Raw genomic sequence first — 24,240 nt, forward strand, 5'->3', positions numbered from 1 at the left:
GCTTGGGATTCTTTCTCTGGTTTACTACCAGGTTAGTTACATGTATCATATCTACAATCGATATGGCGTGATTATAACACAAAGTATATGAAAATACAAGTATGAAAACCAGCAAAATAAAAACACCCTGTCGCTTGGGTGTCTGTGGCGCGCCCGACCGGATTCGAACCGGCGATCTCCTCCGTGACAGGGAGGCGTGATGGACCAACTTCACTACGAGCGCATGTCAACTAGCTCGATAATACCAAAGACTTCCCTAATATTCAAGAGCCATCAGGTGAAATGTTGTTTGCATTTTGCGTGACAATATCTTACAATTAGTCACATATCAACCTAATATTGGTAGAACAATTCAATGGTAAACAGAAATTTCTTTACAAAAACCATCATTGCCGTAGTCTTACTGGTCGGTTTTGCTGTGTCGACCCCGGTATTTGCTGAGGAGGAGAGTGCGAAGAAATGTGCTGGCGTCGATACTTCAACCATAGAATGTGGCGGTAAGAGCGGTAAAGACGCTATTTTTGACATCGTCAGGCAGGCAGTGAAAATTTTGACCATGGGTGTAGGTGTCACAGCTGTTGGTGCGGTAGTTTATGGTGGCATATTATTTTCATCATCTGGAGATAAGCCGGAAAACATCAAAAAAGCTCGCGAGATTTGGATTAATGTTGTGATAGGTTTACTACTCTATGCATTTTTCGTTACACTCACCCAATTCTTAATCCCAGGAGGAGTATTCTCATGATCAAACGAGCAATTGTAGCGCTGACCTTGATAGTTACAGGTAGTTTTGGTATGGCGTTCGTCAATACACAGCCTGCTCTGGCTGGTGTTTGTGACGAGCGTGGTCGTGTTATAACTCTAAAACCTTGGTTTTATAACTTAACATCTGGTAATTCGTGTGATTTAAAGAGTCCGAGTGAGGTTGGCGGTTTTGGCCCATACATCTGGCGAATTGCCCTGAACCTCATTGAAGACTTGTTCCAAATCACGGGTTATATTGCAGCAGGATACATCATATACGGTGGTTTTCTGTTCATTACTAGCTCAGGATCGCCAGATCGGGCGGCTCGTGGGCGAAAAACAGTTTTTAATGCCATTATTGGCTTAGTTATAGCTATCGCCTCAGTAGGTGTAGTAAACTGGGTATCAGGAGCATTATTGTAACTATGGAAAAGTTTATCGTTCAAATTGTTAGCCAACTAGGTTCCCCAAGTGACGTAGGAATTCCTGATCGTAAAGATGATAAGGTGGCATTACAAAGTATAGCGAACCTGGTGTTTGCTATCTCAGCGGTCGTAGCTATCATTTCCATCATCATCTATGGCATTATGTACAGTGTATCCGCTGGCGATCCAGGCAAAGTCTCGAAAGCTAAAAACGGTATCATCTATTCGGTGGTTGGTTTGCTGGTGGTATGGTGCGCTTTTGTTATTACAAATTATGTCGCAGGGAGGTTTAACTAATGAAAAAAATCGTAACTATTACCGCTACTCTGGCTCTCGCCATAGTCGGTGGTTTTTTGCTGTCACAAGCTGCTTCAGCGGTTGGTATTTATGACGCGTGTAGTACTGATCCAAATAACATTGTTTGTGCTAACAGTAGTGAATCAGTTGACCCTGTCATCAAAACAGTCATCAGATATCTGCTGATTATCTCTGGTATCGTATCAGTTGTGATGGTTATCATTGGTGGGTTGAAATATAGCACCTCCAATGGCGACAGTGCTAAACTAAGCTCTGCTAAGAACACCATCATGTACGCCATCATCGGTGTGATCATCTCTGCCCTTGCGTATGCTATCGTTGATTATGTATTTCTTCGCATCATTGGTAAATAAATGGAGCTCAACACAGTATAGACAGACCGTAAAATATGGTATAATGAAGTAAAATAACAATCAATTTCCCAAGGAAAGGAAACGAAATTCATGAAAAAAACCATTATTAAAATAGCTGGCGCGTTTGCCCTTCCTATGTTGGTTATGGGTGTAGTATTTTTGGCTTCTGGTGATAACGCATTTGCCCAGGTTCGAGAAGGTTTGAATAAGGTTCAAAATGCCAACACCGGTGCTACTGCTAACGTTGACGACATCATCTCAAAGTCAATTAACTTTGCATTGATGGCCATTGCGATTGTCTCTGTGTTTATGTTGATCCTTGGTGGTTTTAAATACACCACGTCAAATGGTGACAGCGCTAAGGTGACATCTGCTAAGAACACCATTATGTACTCTCTGATTGGTTTGTTGATTGCTATCTTTGCGTACGCTATCGTTAACTTCGTGGTCAATAAGGTTACTGGTAACTAATCCACTCAGTTACATTTCAAAAACACCAGTCATAACGACTGGTGTTTTTAGTAGAAATCAGTGACTGGTTACAGAACTTGGATCTTCTTAGCTTTTTCTTGTTTTACTTTTTCAAAGGTGATTGTCAATACGCCGTCTTTTAGTTCTGCTTTCACGCCCTCTTCCTTGACTGCAACTGGAAGAGCTAGGGTGCGCCTAAATTCGCCCCAGTAACATTCTTGAATGTGCCAGTTGTTAACTTCAGTCTCGTCACCACTAGACAAGGTACCAGAAATGGTCAAGATGCCGTCAGAGATGCTGACATCCAGGTCGTTGCGATCAACACCAGCGGTGCGCGCTTTGATGACCAATTCTCCTTCGGTCTCAAAAACGTCAACCGCCAACTGACCCATCAGGTCATCGGCGTCCTCTTCCCAGTTGTCTTCGTTGGCAGCAATGGTTGGTGCTACTGGTGCTTGTGCTGGAGCTGACAAATCAGCTTCATCCAAAAATGCAGCAGTTAAATCGTCGTCGGTAAATAAATTATCGTCCTGTTTCCGGGCCATAGTTGTTCCTCCACTCTATTTGGCTCAATTGACAATGTTCTCTATTAGTATAACGGTTATGTGCGTTATAATCAACAGTGAAAGGCGAAAAACGTAAAAAATACAATGTTTGATGAGTTATTGTCAGTTATCGCTCCCCACTACTGTTATGGGTGTGGGAAAACTGGCCAAACTATTTGCCCAAAATGTAAAAAATACATCACACAAATGACCTATACCACATGCGTTTTATGTGATCGGCGTCCCAAACATGGTAACTATTGTGGTAGACATCACTTCCCTGTCGGGCAGGTTTATTGTTTGCTGCTCAGGCGGGGTGCGGTGTTGCAGGCAATTGATGCACTCAAGTTTGAGCGCAAACGGGCTGTGATTAACGACTTGGTTGCAATCGCCGACGAATTGTTGCCGCAGCTGCCGGCTAACAGCGTACTAGTCCCCATCCCGACGACGCCACGCAATACACGCATCAGAGGATATGATCACATGAAGCTCATCTGTCGTCAGCTGGGACGAGTCAGGAACATCCCCGTTGAGCAGGTTATCCGACGGTGCAACAACGTGACGCAGCATTTTACCAAATCAGCCAAACAACGAAGACTGCAAGCGAAAGAATTTTTCCGGGTGGCGGGTAATATTGATCCATCCAAGCATTACTACCTGGTTGATGATATTTTCACCACTGGCGCCACGGTGCGAGAAGCTGCTTACTGTTTGCGTCAGGTGGGTGCTACCTCTGTGACAATCATAGCTCTAACGCGGCACGACTCACAAAAATCTACGGTTGATTAGACATGGTGATATCCACTACCTTTGGCAATTTCCTGTGCACGATAAAGTTGTTCTGTCAGGAGTAGACGCACAAGTTGATGCGGAAACACCAATTTTGACAGCGACCAAACGACATCAGCCCGCTCGCGTAGTTCCGAAGAAACACCAAATGCCCCGCCAATGATGATGACCACTGACCGACTGTGGGCGAAGCACTCTTCCAGGAGAGCTGATAACTCCGGAGACGACAGATTGTTGCCTCTTTCGTCCAGTAAAATGACAAAATGGTCTGGTTTGATTTGCTTGAGTATCCGTTCAGACTCTTCCTGACGCGCTCTGGGGCCTTCCAGCGAAGAATTAGCCAACAATACCCATTCGACATTCCACGGGGCTCTCAGGCGCTTCTGGTAGTATTCTAGGCCATCTATGACCCATGAATTATTTTTCTTGCCGATTGTGATAATTTTGAGCATAACTAATGGTAAGTATAACCTACCCTCTGGTATAATGAAAAAGTCAATCACGGAGAGGTGCAGGAGTGGTTGAACTGGCCGCTCTCGAAAAGCGGTAAGCCGCAAGGCTTCGAGGGTTCGAATCCCTCTCTCTCCGCCATGGAATATTTATTAAACCCTCGCCACGGTGAGGGTTGTGTACTACCACAGAAGAATTATGATACAATGATATTGAAATATCGTAAAAAGGAGATGATAATATGGATTTTAATTATGGTATAGACTATAAAAAGTTGCCTGAATATATTAAAGTTGCCGAGGAGGTTATTAGGGGCTTAGGAGGAGCAGCAGCTCAAGAAACAGCAATTGAAGAAGCTCAAGAAGTAGTTGAAGAAAGAACGGATGAACAAATACCACCAGTTGACATTGTTCAGTTCTATACAGCAATGGGAGAATACGGTATTTCTGCGCCAGGCGCACTTCTTGCTGCTGATACTGCAGACTCCATTAAGGTAAATCATTTTGAGAACACAGTTAAGTTAGTGCCTGAGCTGTCTCCTGAAGAGGAGCCGACAGAAGAATAATTCGCGTGAGTGATTTATCATAAAAAAACAACTCTTCGTTAGGGAAGAGTTGTTTTGATAATGCTTATTGGTACACCCGGCACGATTCGAACGTACGACCTTTGGCTCCGCAAGCCAACGCTCTATCCAGCTGAGCTACGGGTGCATACAGCCTTTCGGCAAAACCGATTGGCCATAACAAAAATATAAGGTACCTTCTCTGCTCACGTCATGAACATCGAACTTTTACATTCTAACATATATCAAAAGCTAAGAGCAAGCTAAAGCTTAATGATTCGGATGAGTTTTTCCAAAGCGTCTGGTTTTATCTCTTGCATGGGGAGGCGTGTGCCTAACATATCGACAATTACTTCCCCTTCTGTCTCTGAAAAGTAAATGGTTAGCCCCGGTGAGAAACGTTTAACGGGAAGTAGTAATACTGAGAATTGACCTTGATATTCGATAACTCCAAAGGCTTTGAATTCACTAAAATCGTATAACTTGTCCGCCACATAAACACCTTTAGGGCTAATGGCATAGTTGATCATGCGAGGAGTCTTGGTAGACAGAGACAGTAATGCTACTGCCATGATGGGTATCAACACCGTGAATGTCCAGCTTTTGATCCAGAAAACAGACAGCGCCATGAGCACCATGATGACTACGGCAAATGATAGATACCAGCCTAGACCACGTACTGGACCCCTGGTCTCTGGGGCGTGCCAAGAAAACGGTTCAGACAAATCATGAGCTGTTGCTTTGGTTGGTTCTGCTTCCATGGTTTTAGTATACCATGAGCATGATGTGCAGGCTAGACGTCAGTAGAGCCACCACTGACGGCGAAATTGATGACAAACTTGATGATGGCATAGGCAAAAAGAGCAATCAATAAACCAATGACAGCATACAAGATGGTGTTCTTGGCGGCGGTAACCGATTCTTTTCGTCCACCAGATATGACATAACGAAAACCACCAAAGATCAGCATAACAACGCTGACTACCGCGATACCGATCAACATGAAGTTAATAACCCGACGCACTAGAGAGCTGTCACCGTTCCATAGGTTGGTTGGCACGCCATTGCCGCGAGCTGCCTCCACACCTTCTGCAAAACCACCCTCACCAAGTGCCAGAGCTGGCAGACCAGTGATGGTTAATGCTAACATGGTTGTTATGATGATGCTTGCGCCAACGGTTACAATCTTTTTCATAATAGCTATATTATCCCTGTTTGGTATTAAAAAGTCAACGCTATGGTATTTTGTACAGGTGTGGTACAATGTAACCAGGTTTCATGGTGTACATTTTGGAGGAGTACCCAAGTGGCTGAAGGGGACGGTTTGCTAAATCGTTAGTACGGAGAGATCTGTAGCGGGAGTTCGAATCTCCCCTCCTCCGCCAGAAACTGATATGAAATTCTCAACTTACGGGTTGGGAATTTTTATTTGTGAACAGGAGTATGGTATAATGTGAACAGATTTCTGGAAGGGTGACCGAGTGGTTGAAGGTACCGGTCTTGAAAACCGGCGTGCGGTAAAACGTACCGAGGGTTCGAATCCCTCCCCTTCCGCCAGAATGATACATAAACACCTCGAGTAGGTGTTTTTATTTGCTACAACGTGAAATATACTTGACATAAAATAAAACTTATGCTAATATGATAATCAGGTTAACAGCGCTCAGTGCGCGTTAATAAAACATAAACAGAGAGATACATGAATATATTACAACAGATTATTACACAATTTACCATATTTGTGAGCCTGACTACTGCTTGTGGTGTACTAATGCATGACACCCACGTAGATAAGGCGGTGGTATCAGTATTTAGTGCGGTTGATTTTCAGGGGTCAACGGGCGACGATGGTATGAAAACGACAAGGATTGGTTCGTCTGCGCACACACATCCAGAGCATACATCACTCAGTAGTATCATTCATGATGGATCGGCAAATCCTCGTTCAACACCACGAAACGATGACCGAAAATACATGAAAGTCAAGCGTGCCCAGGGTAATGGCGGTCCTGAGTTTGATGGGCAACGCTTGTGTATCGGTAAGATTTGTTTTTAGTTACATTTGATAACTTCCAACTCGGTGATAAGTCGTTGGATGAGCGCTTGCTGATCTGTAATGTGTTGGCGAGTCTCTTCCACTAAATGGGCCGGTGCTTTTTCGGCGTAAGATGGATTGTTGATACGCGCTTCAAGCCCCTCGAGGCGTTTTCGGGCTTCTGCGAGGCGCATTTCTAGCTCAGTCTGGTGTTGATAGAGCGTCTCATCATCGATATCCAGCCACACTTCCCTGTTGGCTGCGGCCAATCTGAGACCACGCGGTTGATCGGTGTGCTCAATTGAGGCAAGGCGCATCAGGTGTTTGATGGTGTCGGCGTTTTCTTTGACCAAGCTGTCATTGCCGTACAGTAAGCGATATTTTTTATTGCCCGGTAGCTCTGTGATCACCCAGCGACCTTCGGAGACTAATTCTTTGATTCGTTCAAATTGTTCAGCTTCAATTTCATCGTATTGTTCTGGTGTTGGCCAGCTGTCGCGCATCAGAATACCGTCGGTGTAGTTGAGTGTCTGCCAAATTGTCTCAGTGACGAACGGTGCGAATGGATGAGTAATCCTCAGGCTGGTTGCCAGTACCCATGACAATAATGGGCGGTTGATGGCGGTTTTTGATGATTCAATATACCAGTCAGCGACGTCATCCCAAATAGCGTGATAGACGGTTTCGGCGGCCTCAGAAAAGCGGTATTGTTCCAGACGGACAGCGACGTTGTTGGCGGCGTCATTCAGCTGGCGAATAATCCAGTGATCAGCTGGGGTTTGTGGCTGTAATGGCACGATGACGTGATCGTCGCCAATTTGTGCTTCAACAAAGCGAGCAATATTCCACAGCTTGTTGCAGAAGTTACGAGCAGCGATGACCGCACCCCGGTTGAAGGCTTGATGCTGAGCTGGCGCTCGCCCAGCGATGATACCCATGCGGGTGGCGTCTGAGCCAAATTCTGACACCAGTTCCATTGGGTTGATGACATTACCTTTGGATTTGGACATTTTTTGATTGTGCTCGTCGTTGACCATGCCGTGTAGGTAAACGTCTTTGAATGGTAGCTTACCAGTGCGGTACAGGCTGAGCATAATCATGCGTGATACCCATGCCCGCATGATGTCCATACCAGTTTCCATCAGGCTGGTTGGGAAGTATTTGGCTAGTTCCCCACCATTGAGGTAATCGGTCACGATGTACGGCCATTGACCAGATGAGAACCAGGTGTCAAAGGTGTCTTCTTCTCTGATATATGTTGTGCCATTTACAACAATACGCTTTTCTGTCACCCGAGTGTCAAAGATCCAGTCGTTTGAGTCGGTTTCATTAACAAAGGCTGGAATTGGGATACCCCACGGAATCTGTCGGGAGATGTTCCAGTCTTTGAGCTGCTCCAGGTAGGCGATGAGTTCTTTACGCTTTGAGGCTGGGTGGAAAGTAATCTCCCTCTTCTCCAGCGCCTCAATGGCTGGCTTGGCTAGTGGCTGCATTTTGATAAACCACTGCTCTTTGACCATTGGTTCAATGACGGTGCCACACTTGTAGCAATGACCGACGGCATGTTCAATGTCAGATTCACCGCGGCGTAGCTCCATGGCTTCCAGGGCGGCTAGGATGCGGCGTCTCGCTTCTTGTGGATCTAGGCCTAAGAATTGTGGCGGCACGTTGATTAGCTTGCCGTCGTGGCTGATGATACTTTTGATCGGCAGGCCATGGCGTTCTGCCATCTCAAAGTCATTTGGATCATGCGCTGGGGTTATTTTGACGGCTCCAGTACCATAGCTCATATCGACGTATTCGTCAGCGATGATTGGGATTTCGCGGTCGATAATTGGCAGGAGAATGCGGGTACCAATGAGTTTTTTGTAGCGCTCGTCATCAGGGTGAACAGCCACAGCAACGTCGCCCAACATGGTTTCAGGACGGGTGGTGGCAACTACGATCTCGCCAATTTTGTCCAATGTTGGGTAGGCAATTTTCCATAACGTACCCTTCTCTGTTTTATGTTCGACCTCAATGTCAGCAAAACTAGTTTGGTGGACAGTACAGTAGTTAACGATTCGTTCACCTCGGTAAATCAGATCATCTTCCCACATCTGTCTGAAAGTGTCGTACACTGTTTGTATCACCTTATCATCCAGGGTAAATGTAAGGTGTTTCCAGGAGGCGCTTGTGCCTAAAGCACGTAGTTGTAACTCCATATTGCCACGCTTTTCTTGGACAAAATTCCACACCTGGCTGTACAGTTGTTCTCGCGAAAAATCAAAGCGACTTTTCCCCTGCTTTGCCAGTTCTTTTTCGTAAACCACCCATGTTTCAAAGCCAGCGTGATCTGCTCCAGGAATGAACACTGCGTCATCACCCTTTAGTCTGTGATAACGAATCAAGATGTCTTTTAGGTTCATGTCAAGCGCGTGTCCAATGTGCAGGTTACCGTTGGCATTTGGTGGTGGCATGACGATACTATATGGCTTACCTTCACCTGTGGGCGCAAAAGAATCACTCGTCTCCCACAGAGCATAGATATCTGGTTCGTAGTCATTTGGAATGTATTGTTTGGCTAATTGCATATGATCTGATTCCTATATATTTCACGGGAAAAATAATACACACAAACCATTCAGTACTTTTCACACGAAAAAGTACTCAAACGAGTTTATGTGTGTATTCTCCCATGTTTATTTCTAGTTATAGTATACCATAGAACTGGGATTTTGGCGTCATGGCTTACGCCGCGTCGAGCATGGATAGACTTGGCTGGACTTCCATATTGTATGGGTCGGTGGGCTGGTCGATGTGGGCGCGGAAATACCCGAGTGCGGCGATCATGGCGGCATTGTCGGTGCAGAGCTGAATGGGTGCGTATTCAATGTCGATAGGCAGGGCTAGGCTTAGTTGGCGGCGCAGTTCTTGATTGGCGGCGACACCACCAGCGATGACGACGGAAGCAGGCTGAAAATTGTCATAGGCTTTTTTGGTTTTATCAACCAAAGTTTTGATGGCGGTGTACTGGAAGCTGGCAGCCATGTTGTGCTGTAATTCGTCGGTCACCAGGGCAGGGAGCTCGTGTGATGGGAAGGTAAAGTCTTTACCGACTTCGCGCTGTACGGTCCTTAGAACGGCTGTTTTGAGGCCAGAAAAGGAGAAATCATACTCACCAGCGAGTTTGGCGATGGGTAGATGAAAGGTCTGCGAATCACCGAGCTCAGCTGCTTTGGCGATGGCCGGGCCACCAGGGTAGGGCAGGCCGATAATCTTGGCAACCTTATCAAACGCTTCACCAACAGCGTCATCTTGAGTTTGGCCAATGAGCTGGTAGTCACCGTGGTTTTGGAACAGGACGAGCTGTGAATGTCCACCAGAGACGATGAGGGCAAGGAGAGGGAATACGGGTTGGTTTTTTGGCAGTGTTAAAGATAAGGTGTCAGACTGTTGGTTGATGAAATTAGCGTATACATGAGCCTCTACATGATGTATTTTGTACAACGGTTTGTGATGAATAATGGCGAGGGTGCGGGCGGCAAGAGTACCGATGAGTAGTGAACCAATGAGACCAGGCGCGTAGGTGACGGCGATGGCGTCGATATCGTCCCAGGTACAATCAGCATCAGACAGAGCTTTGTTGATGACTGGGCTGATGACTTCCAGGTGTGAACGAGCGGCTACCTCTGGTACTACTCCACCGTATGCAGCATGGATGTCGATTTGTGAGTTAACGACGTTTGATAGTAGCATGTGACCGTCTTCAATGACGGCGGCAGCTGTTTCATCACAGCTTGATTCAATTCCCAAAATCCTCATAACTATGGCATAGTATATCACATAGTCGCCTCTGTTGTCTGGAAGTGTGAATCGGCGCGCAAAAAATGTTATCATGGATATATGAAACAGATTCTTGTCAAAGCAGCCAGAAGTATTTTGCCCGCCAGTGCTTTGCATGGTGTGGAGAATGGATATCGCCGAGTCAGAGTACGACTATTGAGCGCGCGGTATGGTAACCCGTCAAAAAACTTGCGAGTTATTGCAGTAACTGGCACCAATGGAAAGACAACGACCGCCTGCTACATCAATGAGATCTTGAAGGAAGCTAAATTTAAGACAGCGATGTTCACGACAGCGTTGATCGAGGTGGCAGGGAAGGCTCAAGTCAATGATTTGAATGCAACAGTGGCTTCGACTGGTAGGATGCAGCAGTTCTTTCGTGATGCAAAAAAGGCCGATGTGGACTATGTCGTGTTGGAAATCACGTCGCACGCGCTTGATCAGCATAAACTTGACGGCGTGCCAATTGAAGCAGCGGTGATGACCAATTTGACGCAGGATCATTTGGACTATCACAAGACTATGGAGAATTATGCAGCGGCTAAGAGTAAATTGTTTGCGCTGGAACCGCGATATATCATTTTGAACCGTGATGATGAATGGTATGACTATTTTGATCAATTTGTTGCTGGTGAACAAAAAATGACCTACGGCAAACATCCGGAAGCAGAGGCGCAGATTCAGCGAGTTAAGCTGTACCGCAAGGGCACTGAAGCTGATGTAGTTTTGGATCATCAAACGCATTTGGAGCTGGCGACAGCGCTGCCGGGCGAGTTTAATGTGCACAATATGACGGCAGCGGTGACATTGGCGTATCTGCTGGGTGTCAAGCTGCAGGATATCCAAGAAGGAGTGGCGAATGTCGAAGCGGTTCCTGGTAGGTTTGAGCGAGCGGTGGAGGGCCTTGGGTATGACGTAATTGTTGATTATGCTCATACGCCTGATGCATTGGATAAATTATTGACGGCTGCTCGTAAGATTGCCAAGGGTCGAGTGATTTTGGTATTTGGGGCTTGTGGTGATCGTGACAAGAGTAAGCGGCCAACTATGGGCGAAATTGCTGCTAAAAACGCAGACAGGATATTCCTGACTGACGAGGAGAGTTATAACGAAGACCCTGATCAGATCAGAAGAATGGTTTACGAAGGAATTGAGCGGTCTCATGGTGACGCTAAGACGACGGAAATTCCTGACCGGCGGCAGGCGATTGAGCGAGCGCTTGGCTCTGCTCAAAAGGGTGATATGGTATTGATCACTGGTATGGGGCACGAAAAATACCGAATTGTGAATGGACAGCGACTACCGTGGAATGATAGTCAGGTAGTGCGCGAGATTTTAGGACAGGAAAAAGCAGAATAATCAGCTCAATGACTTACCGAAAAAAGCTTGTTTTTTGCGGAGCCATTCTTTAGATTGGCGGACGAGTTTCTTGCTGTCGGTAGAGTTTTTTAAGAGTGGTTTGATGGCCTCTTCAAGATAGACGCCACCTTGAGAACCTTTGAATAATAGGACGGTATCTTGACGAGCCAGGGATTGTAACAGTTCTACGGCGTCAGTGGCTTTATCAAAGGAGGTGACAGTACAGCCGTTGTCTTTGGCGGCTGGTGCCAAGAATTTAGCTGTGTTGGGGCCGATGGTGATGACGTGTGATAGATGTGCTGGGTCGCATAGTGTGCCGAGTGTGCGGTGCTCAGCCGCTGTCGTGCCACCAAGCTCGTTCATGTCTCCCAAGACGGCAACTTTGGTCTTGGCTGGTAATTGATAGAGCGTTTCAAGGGCTGATTTGGCAGCGAGCGGACTGGAATTGTATGAATCATCGATGATCGTTGAGTCATTAATGCCGCTCAGGAGGTTCATTCGTCCCGACACGGGAGTAAAATTCTCCAGGGCAGTAATGACGCTTTCGACATCAAGGTTGAACTCCAATGCAACAGCAGCGGCTCCAGCAGCAATTCGTAGTTGGTGTTTGGCAACAACGGGCATGATGAACTCACGGGAGGTTTGCTCGCCGTGCGTTAGAGTACAGGCGTATCCTTGGCTGTGATTAAACTGATGGGCGGTAATGTAATAGTCAGCATCTGGCTCAGTGCTATAGGAAAGATTGCGCTCAGAATTGGCAAAAGCGATAAATCCAGAATTGATATCATCACGGTTGTACAGGGTGACAATGCTGTGGCTGGACAGAGCAAATTCTTCCTGGGCTACCGTTTTGAGATTACCAAAAAACTCCATGTGTTCAGGGGAGATGGCGGTAACAACGAGAACATCAGGGTGAGCGTAGCGACCAAAGGCGGCCATTTCACCGGGGTGGTCGATACCAAATTCTTGGACAATGACGTTGATGTCGTGAAGCTGGCGGGCTGAGCGGTAGGCGCGGTAGATGGTCGATAACCAATTGGTAATTGACCGAGGATTCTGTGGGCCGTCAATGCCAAGCATCTCAAGTGGCGCACTAAATTCAGCATTGAAATTACCTCTGTTAGTTCGAACCTTTTTGTTGTGTTTGAGAACGTCGACGATGGTTGATTTGGTGGTTGTCTTACCAACACTTCCGACAACGGCGACCAGGCGAACGTGTGGATTGTTGTGGAAAAATTTACGCATGATTCGCACTAATAGGCAAGAAATGAGAGATTTGAATAGCTTCATATGATTATTATAGCAATATCGGGGCGGGAGGGCTATTTTGAAAAATTACCGACACCAAGTTAGCACTCACGCTTGACGAGTGCTAACTTGGTACGATACAATTAACTACATTGATAAGGAAACGGAGGATGATATGGATACACCTATCAAGCCTCTCGGCGACCGCGTGGTAGCGGTGCGCGAGGAGGCAAAGACGCAGACGGCCAGCGGGATTTATCTGCCAGACAGTTCGAAGGAAAGGCCGGTGGTAGCTGAGGTCAAAGCGGTTGGCGGCGATGTCAAGAATGTAAAAGTGGGCGATAAAATTGTTTATAAGGAATATTCGACCACGGACTTGAAAATTGACGGTACGGAATATTTGATCGTCCGCGAGGAAGATATTTTAGCAACGGTTGTTTGAGAAAAGGGGAGTTTTTAGTATGGCAAAAAAAGTTTTTTACGATGACGATGCGCGCGCTCGCGTGTTGGGCGGTGCCGAGGCGCTGTATAACGCAGTTAAGGTAACCTACGGGCCAAAGGGCCGCAATGTGGTGATTGCCAAGGGGTTTGGTGGGCCAACCGTGACGCACGACGGCGTGACGGTGGCGGAAGGCATTGAGCTGCCAGAGAATGATGATGAGACGCTGGGCTACAAGGTTGGTGCGGATTTGATTAAACAAGCGGCCAAGAACTTGAACAAGCAGGCTGGTGACGGTACCACGACGGTGACGGTGCTGACCTATTCGATTTTGAAGGAAGCCAACCGGCTAATCGCAGCGGGCCACAACCCAATGGAGCTGCGCAAGGGTATTGAGCAGGCCGGCGCGGAAATTGTCAAAGAGCTGAACAAATTAGCGGAGCCAATTGAGGGTAAGTCTGAGCGCGTGGCGGAAGTAGCAACCATTTCGGCGGGTGACGCGGAAATTGGTAAATTGATTGCTGGTGTCATCGAGAAAGTTGGTAAAGACGGCGTGGTGACGGTCGAAGCAGGCCAAGGCTTGGAATTAGAGGCCGAGGTCGTTGAAGGCTTTAGTCTAGACAAAGGCTGGGTCAGTCCGTTCTTCGTCACCGACACTGGTCGGCAAGAGGCGGTTTATGAAAAACCAGCGATTTTGATTACCGATAAGAAAATTTCCAGCGTGCAAGAATTCCTGCCAATGTTGGAGAAATTGGCACAAAGCGGCAAGAAGGACGTGGTGCTGATCGCTGATGAGGTTGAAGGCGAGGCGCTGAGCATTTTGGTACTGAACAAGCTCAAGGGCATATTTAACACCGTAGCGGTCAAGGCACCAAGCTTCGGCGACCGCCGCAAGGAGATTTTGCGCGATATCGCGGTGCTGACCGGCGCAACGGTGATTTCTGAGGACCACGGGTTGACGTTTGAGAATGCTGGCCTGGAGGTCTTAGGTTCAGCGCGTAAGGTGATTGTCGGTAAAGATGAAACCACCATCGTTGAGGGCGCGGGTAAGCCATCAGCCGTGAAGGAACAGATCGCTCAGATTAAGGCACTGTCTGACAACGCCTCCAGCGAATACGAAAAAGAACAATTCGACAAGCGAGCAGCGGCGCTATCTGGCAAAGTGGCCGTCATTAAAGTCGGCGGCGCGACCGAGACCGAGATTGACGAAAAGAAGTTCCGCGTGGACGACGCCGTGGCAGCTACTAAGGCAGCCTTGGCCGAGGGAATTGTCGCTGGTGGTGGTGTGACGCTGGTAAACTTGGCTGGCGGGCTGAAGGTGACTGGCGCGGATAGCATCGCGGCTGGCCGGCAGATTCTAAAGGATGCCCTAAAGCAGCCATTCCTACAGATTATGCGTAACGCTGGCTTGAACGCCGACGCACTACTAGCGCAAGTCGAAGTGGGCAAAGCTGGCTTTGGCGTTAATGTTATGAAACCTGCGAACGAATTGGTGGATGTCAAAAAAGCTGGTGTCATCGACCCGGCGCGTGTCACCAAGGAAGCAGTGCAGAATGCGGTATCTATCGCCTCAACCGCAGCGACCATGGGCGCACTAGTCGTCGACGTACCAGAGCCAGAAGCTCCAGCTGCACCTGGCAGTATGCCGGGCATGGGGATGATGTAGCAGGCTACATCAAACAAAATAGGGCCGGTAGCAGGCCCTATTTTAATGAATTGAAATGACTATTTTTGTGGATTTGACAGGTAATCTATCTCTTTGATCACATCCAGCAGAGCTTGGGCGCGGCGAGATTCATCGGCGATGGCACCAGCTGCTGCGTGTGCTGGAGCGATCAAAGCGCTGTCATCTGTTGAGCGTAATAATAGTAGGTAGGTGTCAAACTTTTCTTCTGGGGAGATATTCAACTTGTCAACCAGGGGACGGAGCTCTAACAGTGCTTGTTGCTTGATGGAGTCCAGGTTTGAATCACTCACTGGGGCTACAGGGGTCGTAGTATCGACGGAAATAGGTACCGCTGGTGGCGGTGCGACCATCAGATCATCTGTTGTTACTGGGATTGAGTTGTCTGGTGGCGGTGCGACTACCTGGGCGTCGTCTGACTGCGGAGTTGTCCCCGTCTCTTCAAAATTCAAATTGTCATCTGTTTGTTGTGTTACACCTGCCAAAACCTTGGCAAGCTCTTGGTCATCGGTAACTGATTGGTTTTGCATGTCCCCACCCATCTTATTAATGATTATGCTTATATATGTTATACTTTAGCATGAAGAAAGGTGGTATGACAAGATGCTTGATGATCCTATTATGATTCGGCGAAAAGATCCAGCCGACACGTTGTCTGGTTTGATGCAATTATCAGCGCAAACGTCTTTTGAGGCAATTATTGAAGGAAATGAGTATATAGCGGGAAATATCAATGCGGTGGTGATTGCTGGTATGGGTGGTTCGGCGCTGGCAGCAGAAATGGTAATTGCGTTAACGAGGGGTTGGCTACATATTCCTCTGGTGGTAACAAAAGGCTATGATCTACCAGGTTTTGTGAATGATAATACCCTAGTTATCACCATCAGTCACTCTGGTAATACAGAAGAAACCCTCAGTTGCTATGATCAAGCGCGTGCCAAAAATTGTCAGCTGGCAGTAATCACCACAGGTGGAGCCTTGTTTGAAAAAGCAGCAGCTGACGGCGTAAAAAGGATAAAAATACCGGCTGGTGCACAGCCGCGCATGTCGACAGTTTATCATCTGCGAGGACTGTTGAAAATATTACAACATTTTTTGATCATCGATGGTGATTTGTATCAAAAATTGGAAGAAAGCGGCGAATGGTTATCTGGTCAGGTAAAAGCTTGGGCACCAGAAGTGCCAACTGAGCAAAACATTGCTAAACAATTGGCAGTCAAGTCGGCTGGCAAAACCCCGGTGATTTATGCTGGTGAATTAACATGGCCGTTGGCATATAAGTGGAAAATCAGCTGGAATGAATCGGCAAAAAATATAGCTTTTTGTAATCAATACCCTGAATTTAACCACAATGAGTTTATCGGCTGGTCATCTCATCCGGTTGAAAAGCCATTTGTGATTTTTGATTTGATGAGTCATTTGGAACATCCGCGTATTCGCGAGCGTATGGAACTGAGCGATCGCCTGTTGAGTGGTATGCGTCCGCACGCTGTGTCTGTAGAATTACAGGGAGAGACCTTGCTTAAACAACTATTGTGGGGCTTGGCGCTTGGTGACGCCGCAAGTATTTACACAGCAATCCTGAACGGCGTTGATCCAGCGCCAGTAAAACTGGTAGAACGTCTGAAGAAAGAATTAAGCTAAATAGTCTGGATTACTTAGTTGCGCATCGCTTCAATAGTGTTGCGGTTGGCAGCGCGTACGGCTGGATAAATACCAAAGACGACACCGACCAGCATGGCAGCGCCAATACTGACGACAGCAGGCTGCCAGCTCAAAATTGGTGAAACTGGTAGGAAAGTACTGACTGTGTATGCACCAATTAAGCCAAAGATATACCCCATGATACCACCGGCTAAGCCAATGATTACTGACTCGATCAAGAATTGATGGATAATGTGTCGGTTAGTGGCACCAATAGCTTTACGGATACCGACCTCACGCTGTCGTTCGGCAACATTTACCAACATAATATTCATGATGCTAATTCCACCGACGAACAGCGATATGATTGATACAGCAATCATGATTGCCGACAGTGACAACAGCATAGCATCGCTGGTGGCGGTAATATCTTTACCGGTTATGATGTGGTAGTCATTAGCATCGTGGTGATTTTGATTGAGCTTTGCTGTAATATCAGAAATTGCTTTCTCAAGCGATGAGTCGCCGTCAGTTTTGATGGCAATTTGCTGAATTTGTGCGACATTTTGTGTTAGCTTCTTACTGACATCCAGTGAAACGATGGCTGAGTTATTGAAATTAACACCCAAGTAAGTAAGCGGTTGTTTGACTGGTTTTAAGACACCCATGACAGTAAACGGCTTATCCTGAATACGCAGTACATTACCAAGTGAATATTCGGTACCAAACAAATCAATTGACAATTGATGACCAATCACCACGCCGTTGGCTTGCCCAACAAATTGACCATCGCGTAACTCTAACTCTGCAAGGTCCTTGATTTTTTCAGTAGTGCCAATGATGGCAGTTTTGTTGGCGTCAACGCGTGAATTAGTGGTAGTGATGGTGTTATGAATAACTGACATTGGAGCACTGTTTTGGGTGATGCGAGCAACGTCCTGTACATCATATTCAGTTAGGGTTGGTAAAGGTGTAATATTTTGCGCTTGAGACAATGAGCGTTCAACATTACCACCCAAACCAGACCGTATCAATGCTACACTGTCTTTGGTTGTTGAGAACTGTTGGTTAATCAATTTATTGACACTAACAGACAAAGACATAATCATGGTGATGCCCATGATACCAATGGTGATGCCAGTAACAGTCAACGTTGTCCGACCACGGCTGGCACGGAGGGATTGCATGGCATTTTCTATGTGATTTTTGAATAAAAACCTCACTTGGTCGTCTCCTTTTTGGAAGCTTGTGTCTTCTTGGTGGATTTGGTTGAAGATTTTTTCTCGGACTTTTCAGCAGGTTTATCATCTTCTTTTTTTGGTTTCTCAACAGGTTTGGATTCTTCTTTCTCAGGCTGTTCAGTAGGCTTTGAATCTTCCTTTTTGGACTTCTCAGTTGTTTCAGTAGTTTTTTTCTCAGACTTCTTAGGCTTGTCTGATGGTTTAGCCTCTTTTTTCTCGTCAATAATTTCCAAGTTTTTCCTGAATGGTGCTGATTTCTGCAGCTGTTCATCTGTATCGATCCTACCGTCAAGCATGGTGATGACGCGGCTGGCGTACGAAGTCAACTCAGGGTTGTGGGTTACCATGATGATGGTGTTGCCACGGCGGTGAATATCGGCCAACTCTTCCATGATGATGTGGCTGGCTTTACTGTCCAAGTTGCCGGTTGGTTCATCCGCCAAGATGATTGACGGGCTGTTCACCAGGGCGCGGGCAATTGCTACGCGCTGAACCTGTCCACCTGACAATTGATGTGGCATGTAATATTCACGCTCGCCCAGGTGGAAATTCTTTAAGATTCGGCTGGCTTCTTGTAGTCGTTTGATTTTACTCATTCCTTTGTAGGTCAGAGGTAGAGAAACGTTTTCCAAGACGCTTAAGCGAGGAATCAAGTTAAAATTCTGAAACACAAAACCGATGTCATCTGAACGGATTCGGGCTAATCGTTTTGAGCCGAGATTGTCCACTGAATCACCGTTGAGGAAATATTCACCATCTGTTGCTTGATCTAGCAATCCGATGATATTTAAGAGAGTGGTTTTACCGCAACCACTTGGCCCCATGATGGCAATGAATTCGCCCTTCTCGACGGTCAAGTTTACGTCGTCAAGAGCATAGTGTTCCGCATCGCCGATACCGAAACACTTTGTAATGTTTGTGAGTCTTATACACGGTGCAACTGGTGTATCCATACTATATTTATTATATGCAGTACGGGAGGATATGCAACCATAATAGTTATGTAAAATGTACATCATCAGCCTATCATTACATTGTTACTGTGGTAGTTGGTTATTTCCCATAAAGTCTTGTATACTAAGTCAAGACGGAAGGATGCAGGAGTGGTTGAACTGGCACGCCTGGAAAGTGTGTAGACTCTTCACGGGGTCTCCGGGGTTCGAATCCCCGTCCTTCCGCCAGAGTTGATACTTACCTCTCAGTGCCATCGATACCATGGAGATTATGACCCTATCAAAACTCGTTCAATTCCACAATGAAGCAAACGTTGGCGTCTTTTTGCGTGGGATTCATTTGATTGGGGATGGATGGTGGTATGCCCAAGGGCAGTCGGGAATTGACGACTGCTACTGGAACTACGCTTACCGCGTTGATGGGAGGGCGCCTTCGAAGGGGGATATGGCGCAGATATCCACCTACTGTAGGCAGTACGGATATCCTTTCAACATCTGGACTACGGATTCGCTTAACGACATGTCCTTTTCTCTGGAATCTCGTGAAGCATGGATGGTCTTGGCCGACAACACTGCGCTAACAGACGATTCGACCACCGATTCTTCGGGAGCTTCCACCACGATCGTGGCTCGGCCCGATAATGATATGTTGATGGTCTTCGAGGCCGCGTATGGCACTTCCGAGGAGGAGGGCGAGGGGATTGGTTATTCTGGGCTACCCTTTGCATATGTGCGGTCGTATGCACAACAGGAGCCCAAGCATCCGTTGATTCATGCCGTACATAGCAAGGTTACGGTAGACGGTCGGTGTGTCGCAGTCGGCTCGGCCCTGGTTGGGCCAGATGTTGGAGCGATCTACTCGGTAGGAACAGCCCCTGATTCTCGAAGAAAAGGCTACGGCTCTCTTGCTACAAAAGCAATAGTGCGTGAGGTAAATGCGCGGTTTACGCACGACAATCCTACAATTCTGCTGCAGACTGAAGCGGACTCGCCAGTGGAGGAGATGTACTCGTCTCTGGGGTTTGAAAGAGTGACTTGTGGAAAGCTGTATAGTGGTGAATGATGGATGAATATGATTCTCGGTTAATGGAGCGTGCGCTAGGTGCGGCTCGTAGCGCGATACAGAATGGCGAGAACCCCATTGGCTGTGTCCTGGCAGTTGACGGGAAAGTGGTTGCTATTGGAGAGACTCGTGTTGCTTGCGGAGGTCCTGCATGTCACGGAGAGAACTCAATGATCGAATGTCTTGGACATCGAATTTGGAGCGTGGCTTCAAACGCCGTGTTGTACTCAACTCTTGAGCCTTGCTTGATGTGCATCGGAGCCTGTATTAATGCTGGAATTACGAAGATTTACTATGGTATGGATGCGGTCGACGGTGGAGGTTATGCTCTCGGTGCCATTAACGCTGGCCTGACTAATAAGCTGATTATACATGGGCCAACAGCGCACAGCCAAGTCGTAAGACTCTTTCAGGAGTATCTAACGATCTCTCGTAACGAAGGGGGAATTCAGTATGCCCGGTCTTTGCTCGCTTTTCACGACACCTTTCATTGTAAAATTAACAAAACCTATTGCAAACCCTACATTTAGTGCTTATCATGGTATATATACGCTATATCTATAGCGGGTAGACAAACAAAAACCAAGAGGTGAGAAAAGCTGATACCACGGGGGAGGTGCTGTTGGTATTTTTCTTGTGTCTCTATGACCAATATAGTTTAAGGGAGGTATAATGAGTGTCATTCATGTCGTCAAACGAGACGGGACGAAAGAGCCGTTTGATGCAAACAAAATTAACATAGCGTTACTGAAGGCAGCAGAGGGGCTGCCTGACCAAGTATCTAAAGTCGTGCAGGTGGCTACTGAACTTCAGCTTACACTGTTTGACGGCATTACGACCGAGCAGCTCGACCAAGCGGTCATTCAAACAACACTGCAGAATGTTAAAGATGATCCAGATTATGATAAGATTGCGGCACGACTGTTACTGAAGACGATTTATAAGAGTATTTTGGGCGACTATCAGTCGGTGGATGAACTCAAAAAGTTGCACGCAAAAGAATTTCCGAAATTTGTGAAAGCAGCCGTCAAAGAAGGCCTGTTAGACACTCGCATGGCTGACGGTAGGTTTGATTTGAAAAAGCTTGGTGAAGCGCTTGATCCTGCCAAGGACGATCTCAGTAAATATCTGGGAGTGATCACCAACCGCAACCGTTACGCCCTCCGTAAGCAAAATGGTCAGCCAATGGAGACGCCACAATTTACTCACATGCGCATTGCCATGGGGCTGAGTTACAACGAGAAAGATCCTACCGCCGCAGCGATTGTGTTTTATAATCACATGAGCAGTTTGGAATATGTGCCAGGCGGCTCAACCCGCGTCAATGCTGGTGGCTCGTTCCCGCAGCTCAGTAACTGCTTTTTGCTAAATGTTGATGATGACATGGAGTCAATTGCTAAGGCAGTGCGCGACACTATGTGGATTGCTAAGGGCACCGGTGGCATCGGCATTGGCTTTACTAAGTTGCGGGCAGCTGGTAGTCCAGTTAAAACCACTAATACTGAGTCAACCGGCCCGATTCCCTTTATGAAGATGATTGATACCGCACTGTTTGCCGTCTCTCGTAAGGGTAAGAAAGCTGGTGCAGCAGCCATCTACATGGAAAACTGGCATCTTAACTTTCCGCAGTTTATCGACCTACGCTCGAACTCCGGCGACCCGTACATGCGAACGCGTTTTGCTAACACTGCGGTGTTTATTTCTGACGAATTTATGAAGCGGGTGCAAAAAGATCAAGATTGGTACTTGTTTGATCCAGCAGATACGCCAGATTTGCCAGAGCTGTACGGTGAGGAATTTTCAGCGCGCTACAAAGAGTACATCAAGCTGGCTGAAGCTGGCAAAATGCGTGTCTTTGAAAAGACATCAGCTCGTCAGCAGTTCAAGCAGATTCTGACCAGCCTGCAGGCTACCAGCCACCCATGGCTCACCTGGAAAGATACTATTAACGTTCGAGCCCTAAACAATAACACCGGTACGATTCACCTTTCTAATCTCTGTACAGAAATTACCTTACCGCAAGACAAAGACAACATCGCTACCTGCAACTTGATCAGTATCAATTTGTCAGCCTTTTTGAACGAAGACAAGACGTGGGATTGGGATCGACTCAAAGAAGCGTCACGGGCTGCTGTGCGCCAATTGGATAATTTGGTGGATATCACCAAAACACCAATCACCGAAGCTATGCACTCAAACAATCAAACTCGGGCAATTGGTTTGGGCTTGATGGGCTTTACTGATGTGCTGGAAAAACTTGGGTATTGCTATGAGTCCACAGAGGCATATGACTTGATTGATAAACTTACCGAATTTATCAGTTATCACGCTATCGACCAGTCAGCAGATTTGGCACAAGAGCTAGGCAGCTATCCTACCTATAAGGGTAGTGGTTGGAGTAAGGGTATTTTGCCGATTGATACACTAGAGACGCTGTCTACCGACCGCAAAGTTAAGGTGAAAATCGATCACAAGTCGAGCCTCGATTGGGACGCACTGCGGGTGAAGGTTAAAAAGGGTATGCGTAATGCTACTTTGATGGCTATTGCGCCAACGGCTAACATCGGTCACATTGCTGGCACCACGCCAGGTATTGATCCGCAGTTTGCGCAGATTTTTAGCCGCTCAACGTTGAACGGTAAGTTTTTGGAGGTGAATAACAACCTGGTGCGCGACCTTAAGGCGCTGAACTTGTGGGACGACATCAAGGAGGAAGTGTTCGCCAATCAAGGTGATATTCAACACATTGACGCTATCCCACAGAAATTGAAAGATGTGTATAAAACCAGCTTCCAATTAAGCCCATATGCATTTATTGAAGTGGCGGCTCGGGCTCAAAAATGGGTTGACCAGGCAATTAGCCGTAATATGTACCTTGAGACTCGTGATATTGATGAATATGTGGAGATTTATTCTGAAGCGTGGCGTCGTGGCTTGAAAACGACCTACTACCTACACGTTAAGCCACGCCACCAATCAGAACAAACGACGGTTTCAGTGGAAAAAATTGCTGAGCAAAAGATTAGAACAGGCGCTGGCAAGGCACGTGGCTTTGGCTTTGCGAAAATTAATAAATAAAAGGGGGATATTATGGCAGATTACACACATCCAAAAGGTGGAATATTAGGTTCAGGACTACGCGATGGGCTGAGCTTGCACCCAATTCGTTACCCATGGGCATACGACTTATACAACCAAGCAGTGGCTAACACCTGGTTTCCAAACGAGGTGCAGTTGGTACAGGATTTGGCGGATTTTGAAAAACTCAGTGACGAGGAAAAGCATGCGCTCAAAACCGTCATTAGTTATCTTAACCCAAACGAGTTACTGATCAACAAGTCGCTGGCCTTTGGTATTTACCCATATGTCAACGCTGCTGAAGCGCAGCTCTATCTGTCAAAACAGATGTGGGAAGAGGCCAACCACTTCATGACCTTTGAATATATCATCGAGACGTTTCCGTTTGACCGGGAGGAGATTTACGCGGCGGGCTTTGGCAAAAAATCGCTGGCTGACAAGGCAGATTTCCAGAACAAGCACCTGGATGTGATGCTGGATCCAAATCTTGATATCTACACGCTGGAGGGTAAGAAAGATTTTGTCCGCTCACTGGTGGCCTATAACATTGTACTGGAAGGCATTTGGTTCTACTCAGGCTTTATGGTCGGTATGAGTTTCCGTCAGCGCAACTTGCTGCGCAATGTCGGTACACTGCTCGACTGGATCACTAAGGATGAGAACTTACACCTGACCTTTGGTATTAATTTGCTACTGACTATTTTGGACGAAAACCCAGAACTGCAAACCCAAGAATTTGCTGAGGAAATCCGCAACCTCATCCTGCAGGCGGTGGAGCTGGAGAAAGAGTACAACAAGGACATGTTACCAAAAGGCATCTTGGGTCTGAACGCTGATTATGTTAACCAGTACGTTATGCACATGACTGACCGCCGCTTGGTCGAGCTTGGGTTTGAGCCGGAGTACAACGTGGCCAACCCAGCCAAATGGATGGCGACGGCAAACGACACTTTGGAGTTGGTCAATTTCTTTGAAAGTACTAACACGAGCTATGAAGTAAACACTACGAAGTAA

The 24,240-nt window shown here is 46.8% G+C and carries 25 protein-coding genes, 6 tRNA genes and 1 pseudogene; 20 read left to right on the forward strand and 12 right to left on the reverse strand.

Going from position 1 to position 24,240, the window contains the following annotated elements; genetic code table 11:
• Positions 1–145: 145 nt before the first annotated feature.
• Positions 146–223: transfer RNA gene (locus FBF37_RS00060), tRNA-Asp, on the reverse strand.
• Between the two features lie 132 nt (positions 224–355).
• On the opposite strand from FBF37_RS00060, the gene FBF37_RS00065 reads away from it, so the two are divergent.
• The 5 genes from FBF37_RS00065 (at position 356) to FBF37_RS00085 (ending at position 2,311) form a co-directional block, all read left to right on the forward strand.
• Positions 356–745: a hypothetical protein gene (locus FBF37_RS00065; RefSeq protein ID WP_138078292.1), complete on the forward strand. Its 390-nt coding sequence runs from the start codon at positions 356–358 to the stop codon at positions 743–745.
• Positions 742–1,167, forward strand: a complete 426-nt coding sequence (locus FBF37_RS00070; protein ID WP_138078294.1) for a pilin — start codon at positions 742–744, stop codon at positions 1,165–1,167. The genes FBF37_RS00065 and FBF37_RS00070 overlap by 4 nt, the downstream gene beginning before the upstream one ends.
• A gap of 2 nt (positions 1,168–1,169) precedes the next feature.
• The gene (locus tag FBF37_RS00075) at positions 1,170–1,466 is read left to right on the forward strand and encodes a pilin (RefSeq protein WP_138078296.1); all 297 of its coding nucleotides are present in this window, start codon (positions 1,170–1,172) and stop codon (positions 1,464–1,466) included.
• Positions 1,466–1,840: a hypothetical protein gene (locus FBF37_RS00080; RefSeq protein ID WP_138078298.1), complete on the forward strand. Its 375-nt coding sequence runs from the start codon at positions 1,466–1,468 to the stop codon at positions 1,838–1,840. Before FBF37_RS00075 ends, FBF37_RS00080 begins: the two co-directional genes overlap by 1 nt.
• Positions 1,841–1,930: 90 nt before the next feature.
• Entirely contained in the window at positions 1,931–2,311 is a 381-nt protein-coding gene (locus FBF37_RS00085; RefSeq protein ID WP_138078300.1) for a hypothetical protein, read from the forward strand.
• Between the two features lie 68 nt (positions 2,312–2,379).
• Here the strand turns inward: FBF37_RS00085 and FBF37_RS00090 are convergent, their stop codons facing one another.
• On the reverse strand, positions 2,380–2,856 hold the full coding sequence (locus tag FBF37_RS00090) for an Hsp20/alpha crystallin family protein (RefSeq protein ID WP_138078302.1): 477 nt from the start codon (positions 2,854–2,856) through the stop codon (positions 2,380–2,382).
• A 321-nt stretch (positions 2,857–3,177) separates the two neighbouring features.
• Here FBF37_RS00090 and FBF37_RS00095 point away from each other — a divergent pair, with 321 nt between their 5' ends.
• Positions 3,178–3,645 (forward strand): ComF family protein, encoded by a 468-nt coding sequence (locus FBF37_RS00095; RefSeq protein WP_138078304.1) that lies wholly within the window; start codon positions 3,178–3,180, stop codon positions 3,643–3,645.
• Here the strand turns inward: FBF37_RS00095 and FBF37_RS00100 are convergent.
• On the reverse strand, positions 3,642–4,097 hold the full coding sequence (locus FBF37_RS00100; RefSeq protein ID WP_138078306.1) for a 23S rRNA (pseudouridine(1915)-N(3))-methyltransferase RlmH: 456 nt from the start codon (positions 4,095–4,097) through the stop codon (positions 3,642–3,644). The genes FBF37_RS00095 and FBF37_RS00100 overlap by 4 nt on opposite strands.
• A gap of 51 nt (positions 4,098–4,148) precedes the next feature.
• Here FBF37_RS00100 and FBF37_RS00105 point away from each other — a divergent pair.
• A tRNA-Ser gene (locus FBF37_RS00105) sits at positions 4,149–4,236 on the forward strand.
• Between the two features lie 100 nt (positions 4,237–4,336).
• Positions 4,337–4,660, forward strand: a complete 324-nt coding sequence (locus FBF37_RS00110) for a hypothetical protein (RefSeq protein WP_138078308.1) — start codon at positions 4,337–4,339, stop codon at positions 4,658–4,660.
• A gap of 68 nt (positions 4,661–4,728) precedes the next feature.
• On the opposite strand, the gene FBF37_RS00115 is transcribed toward FBF37_RS00110, so the two are convergent.
• From FBF37_RS00115 to FBF37_RS00125, 3 genes are all read right to left on the reverse strand, one after another.
• Positions 4,729–4,805: transfer RNA gene (locus FBF37_RS00115), tRNA-Arg, on the reverse strand.
• A gap of 115 nt (positions 4,806–4,920) precedes the next feature.
• A complete protein-coding gene (locus FBF37_RS00120) occupies positions 4,921–5,418 on the reverse strand; it encodes a hypothetical protein (RefSeq protein WP_138078310.1) in 498 nt (165 codons plus the stop codon).
• Positions 5,419–5,450: 32 nt separating this feature from the next.
• Positions 5,451–5,852, reverse strand: coding sequence for a VIT1/CCC1 transporter family protein (locus FBF37_RS00125; RefSeq protein ID WP_138078312.1), 402 nt, complete (start codon positions 5,850–5,852; stop codon positions 5,451–5,453).
• 97 nt (positions 5,853–5,949) lie between these two features.
• On the opposite strand from FBF37_RS00125, the gene FBF37_RS00130 reads away from it, so the two are divergent.
• From FBF37_RS00130 to FBF37_RS00140, 3 genes are all read left to right on the forward strand, one after another.
• Positions 5,950–6,042: transfer RNA gene (locus tag FBF37_RS00130), tRNA-Ser, on the forward strand.
• An 82-nt stretch (positions 6,043–6,124) separates the two neighbouring features.
• Positions 6,125–6,214: transfer RNA gene (locus tag FBF37_RS00135), tRNA-Ser, on the forward strand.
• A 142-nt stretch (positions 6,215–6,356) separates the two neighbouring features.
• Positions 6,357–6,713, forward strand: a complete 357-nt coding sequence (locus FBF37_RS00140; RefSeq protein ID WP_138078314.1) for a hypothetical protein — start codon at positions 6,357–6,359, stop codon at positions 6,711–6,713.
• Here FBF37_RS00140 and FBF37_RS00145 read toward each other — a convergent pair.
• Together FBF37_RS00145 and tsaD are read right to left on the reverse strand one after the other, a co-directional pair.
• Positions 6,710–9,265, reverse strand: coding sequence for a valine--tRNA ligase (locus FBF37_RS00145; protein WP_138078316.1), 2,556 nt, complete (start codon positions 9,263–9,265; stop codon positions 6,710–6,712). The genes FBF37_RS00140 and FBF37_RS00145 overlap by 4 nt on opposite strands.
• A gap of 157 nt (positions 9,266–9,422) precedes the next feature.
• A complete protein-coding gene (gene tsaD, locus FBF37_RS00150; RefSeq protein WP_138078318.1) occupies positions 9,423–10,496 on the reverse strand; it encodes a tRNA (adenosine(37)-N6)-threonylcarbamoyltransferase complex transferase subunit TsaD in 1,074 nt (357 codons plus the stop codon).
• 81 nt (positions 10,497–10,577) lie between these two features.
• Here tsaD and FBF37_RS00155 point away from each other — a divergent pair, with 81 nt between their 5' ends.
• On the forward strand, positions 10,578–11,876 hold the full coding sequence (locus tag FBF37_RS00155) for a UDP-N-acetylmuramoyl-L-alanyl-D-glutamate--2,6-diaminopimelate ligase (protein ID WP_138078320.1): 1,299 nt from the start codon (positions 10,578–10,580) through the stop codon (positions 11,874–11,876).
• Here the strand turns inward: FBF37_RS00155 and FBF37_RS00160 are convergent, their stop codons facing one another.
• The gene (locus FBF37_RS00160; RefSeq protein ID WP_138078322.1) at positions 11,877–13,166 is read right to left on the reverse strand and encodes a glutamate ligase domain-containing protein; all 1,290 of its coding nucleotides are present in this window, start codon (positions 13,164–13,166) and stop codon (positions 11,877–11,879) included.
• Between the two features lie 133 nt (positions 13,167–13,299).
• On the opposite strand from FBF37_RS00160, the gene FBF37_RS00165 reads away from it, so the two are divergent.
• Together FBF37_RS00165 and groL are read left to right on the forward strand one after the other, a co-directional pair.
• On the forward strand, positions 13,300–13,566 hold the full coding sequence (locus FBF37_RS00165; protein ID WP_138078324.1) for a co-chaperone GroES: 267 nt from the start codon (positions 13,300–13,302) through the stop codon (positions 13,564–13,566).
• Positions 13,567–13,585: 19 nt separating this feature from the next.
• The gene (gene groL, locus FBF37_RS00170; RefSeq protein ID WP_138078326.1) at positions 13,586–15,229 is read left to right on the forward strand and encodes a chaperonin GroEL; all 1,644 of its coding nucleotides are present in this window, start codon (positions 13,586–13,588) and stop codon (positions 15,227–15,229) included.
• 59 nt (positions 15,230–15,288) lie between these two features.
• Here groL and FBF37_RS00175 read toward each other — a convergent pair whose 3' ends face one another.
• Positions 15,289–15,789: a hypothetical protein gene (locus FBF37_RS00175; protein ID WP_138078328.1), complete on the reverse strand. Its 501-nt coding sequence runs from the start codon at positions 15,787–15,789 to the stop codon at positions 15,289–15,291.
• A gap of 79 nt (positions 15,790–15,868) precedes the next feature.
• Here FBF37_RS00175 and FBF37_RS00180 point away from each other — a divergent pair, with 79 nt between their 5' ends.
• Positions 15,869–16,891, forward strand: a complete 1,023-nt coding sequence (locus FBF37_RS00180; protein WP_174843560.1) for a bifunctional phosphoglucose/phosphomannose isomerase — start codon at positions 15,869–15,871, stop codon at positions 16,889–16,891.
• Between the two features lie 14 nt (positions 16,892–16,905).
• On the opposite strand, the gene FBF37_RS00185 is transcribed toward FBF37_RS00180, so the two are convergent.
• On the reverse strand, positions 16,906–18,114 hold the full coding sequence (locus FBF37_RS00185) for an ABC transporter permease (protein ID WP_138078332.1): 1,209 nt from the start codon (positions 18,112–18,114) through the stop codon (positions 16,906–16,908).
• Between the two features lie 287 nt (positions 18,115–18,401).
• Positions 18,402–19,085: pseudogene (locus FBF37_RS00190) on the reverse strand (ABC transporter ATP-binding protein); the annotation flags it as partial.
• Positions 19,086–19,221: 136 nt separating this feature from the next.
• Here FBF37_RS00190 and FBF37_RS00195 point away from each other — a divergent pair.
• The 5 genes from FBF37_RS00195 to FBF37_RS00215 all read left to right on the forward strand — a co-directional run bounded on the left by FBF37_RS00195 (position 19,222) and on the right by FBF37_RS00215 (position 24,240).
• Positions 19,222–19,313 (forward strand) — tRNA-Ser (locus tag FBF37_RS00195).
• A gap of 397 nt (positions 19,314–19,710) precedes the next feature.
• Complete coding sequence (locus FBF37_RS04050; protein ID WP_174843561.1) at positions 19,711–20,148, forward strand: GNAT family N-acetyltransferase; 438 nt, start codon at positions 19,711–19,713, stop codon at positions 20,146–20,148.
• Between the two features lie 23 nt (positions 20,149–20,171).
• A complete protein-coding gene (locus FBF37_RS04210) occupies positions 20,172–20,678 on the forward strand; it encodes a deaminase (protein ID WP_420887535.1) in 507 nt (168 codons plus the stop codon).
• Positions 20,679–20,820: 142 nt separating this feature from the next.
• A complete protein-coding gene (locus FBF37_RS00210; protein ID WP_138078340.1) occupies positions 20,821–23,226 on the forward strand; it encodes a ribonucleoside-diphosphate reductase subunit alpha in 2,406 nt (801 codons plus the stop codon).
• Between the two features lie 12 nt (positions 23,227–23,238).
• Positions 23,239–24,240 carry a ribonucleotide-diphosphate reductase subunit beta gene (locus tag FBF37_RS00215; protein ID WP_138078342.1) on the forward strand — a complete coding sequence of 334 codons (1,002 nt, stop codon included), beginning with the start codon at positions 23,239–23,241 and terminating at the stop codon, positions 24,238–24,240.

The organism is Candidatus Nanosynbacter featherlites (genome assembly GCF_005697565.1).
GTDB lineage: Bacteria > Patescibacteriota > Saccharimonadia > Saccharimonadales > Saccharimonadaceae > Nanosynbacter > Nanosynbacter featherlites.

Excerpts from the sequence above, each read along its gene's own strand:
- FBF37_RS00120 (WP_138078310.1), bottom strand. The coding sequence starts at position 5,418 with ATGGAAGCAGAACCAACCAAAGCAACAGCTCATGATTTGTCTGAACCG.
- FBF37_RS04210 (WP_420887535.1), top strand. The coding sequence starts at position 20,172 with ATGGAGCGTGCGCTAGGTGCGGCTCGTAGCGCGATACAGAATGGCGAG.
- FBF37_RS00175 (WP_138078328.1), bottom strand. The coding sequence starts at position 15,789 with ATGGGTGGGGACATGCAAAACCAATCAGTTACCGATGACCAAGAGCTT.
- FBF37_RS00125 (WP_138078312.1), bottom strand. The coding sequence starts at position 5,852 with ATGAAAAAGATTGTAACCGTTGGCGCAAGCATCATCATAACAACCATG.
- FBF37_RS00215 (WP_138078342.1), top strand. The coding sequence starts at position 23,239 with ATGGCAGATTACACACATCCAAAAGGTGGAATATTAGGTTCAGGACTA.
- FBF37_RS00110 (WP_138078308.1), top strand. The coding sequence starts at position 4,337 with ATGGATTTTAATTATGGTATAGACTATAAAAAGTTGCCTGAATATATT.
- FBF37_RS00180 (WP_174843560.1), top strand. The coding sequence starts at position 15,869 with ATGATTCGGCGAAAAGATCCAGCCGACACGTTGTCTGGTTTGATGCAA.
- FBF37_RS00155 (WP_138078320.1), top strand. The coding sequence starts at position 10,578 with ATGAAACAGATTCTTGTCAAAGCAGCCAGAAGTATTTTGCCCGCCAGT.
- tsaD (WP_138078318.1), bottom strand. The coding sequence starts at position 10,496 with ATGAGGATTTTGGGAATTGAATCAAGCTGTGATGAAACAGCTGCCGCC.
- FBF37_RS00140 (WP_138078314.1), top strand. The coding sequence starts at position 6,357 with ATGAATATATTACAACAGATTATTACACAATTTACCATATTTGTGAGC.
- FBF37_RS00065 (WP_138078292.1), top strand. The coding sequence starts at position 356 with ATGGTAAACAGAAATTTCTTTACAAAAACCATCATTGCCGTAGTCTTA.
- FBF37_RS00210 (WP_138078340.1), top strand. The coding sequence starts at position 20,821 with ATGAGTGTCATTCATGTCGTCAAACGAGACGGGACGAAAGAGCCGTTT.
- FBF37_RS00160 (WP_138078322.1), bottom strand. The coding sequence starts at position 13,166 with ATGAAGCTATTCAAATCTCTCATTTCTTGCCTATTAGTGCGAATCATG.
- FBF37_RS00070 (WP_138078294.1), top strand. The coding sequence starts at position 742 with ATGATCAAACGAGCAATTGTAGCGCTGACCTTGATAGTTACAGGTAGT.
- FBF37_RS00075 (WP_138078296.1), top strand. The coding sequence starts at position 1,170 with ATGGAAAAGTTTATCGTTCAAATTGTTAGCCAACTAGGTTCCCCAAGT.
- FBF37_RS00090 (WP_138078302.1), bottom strand. The coding sequence starts at position 2,856 with ATGGCCCGGAAACAGGACGATAATTTATTTACCGACGACGATTTAACT.
- FBF37_RS00145 (WP_138078316.1), bottom strand. The coding sequence starts at position 9,265 with ATGCAATTAGCCAAACAATACATTCCAAATGACTACGAACCAGATATC.
- FBF37_RS00100 (WP_138078306.1), bottom strand. The coding sequence starts at position 4,097 with ATGCTCAAAATTATCACAATCGGCAAGAAAAATAATTCATGGGTCATA.
- FBF37_RS00165 (WP_138078324.1), top strand. The coding sequence starts at position 13,300 with ATGGATACACCTATCAAGCCTCTCGGCGACCGCGTGGTAGCGGTGCGC.
- FBF37_RS00085 (WP_138078300.1), top strand. The coding sequence starts at position 1,931 with ATGAAAAAAACCATTATTAAAATAGCTGGCGCGTTTGCCCTTCCTATG.
- FBF37_RS00080 (WP_138078298.1), top strand. The coding sequence starts at position 1,466 with ATGAAAAAAATCGTAACTATTACCGCTACTCTGGCTCTCGCCATAGTC.
- groL (WP_138078326.1), top strand. The coding sequence starts at position 13,586 with ATGGCAAAAAAAGTTTTTTACGATGACGATGCGCGCGCTCGCGTGTTG.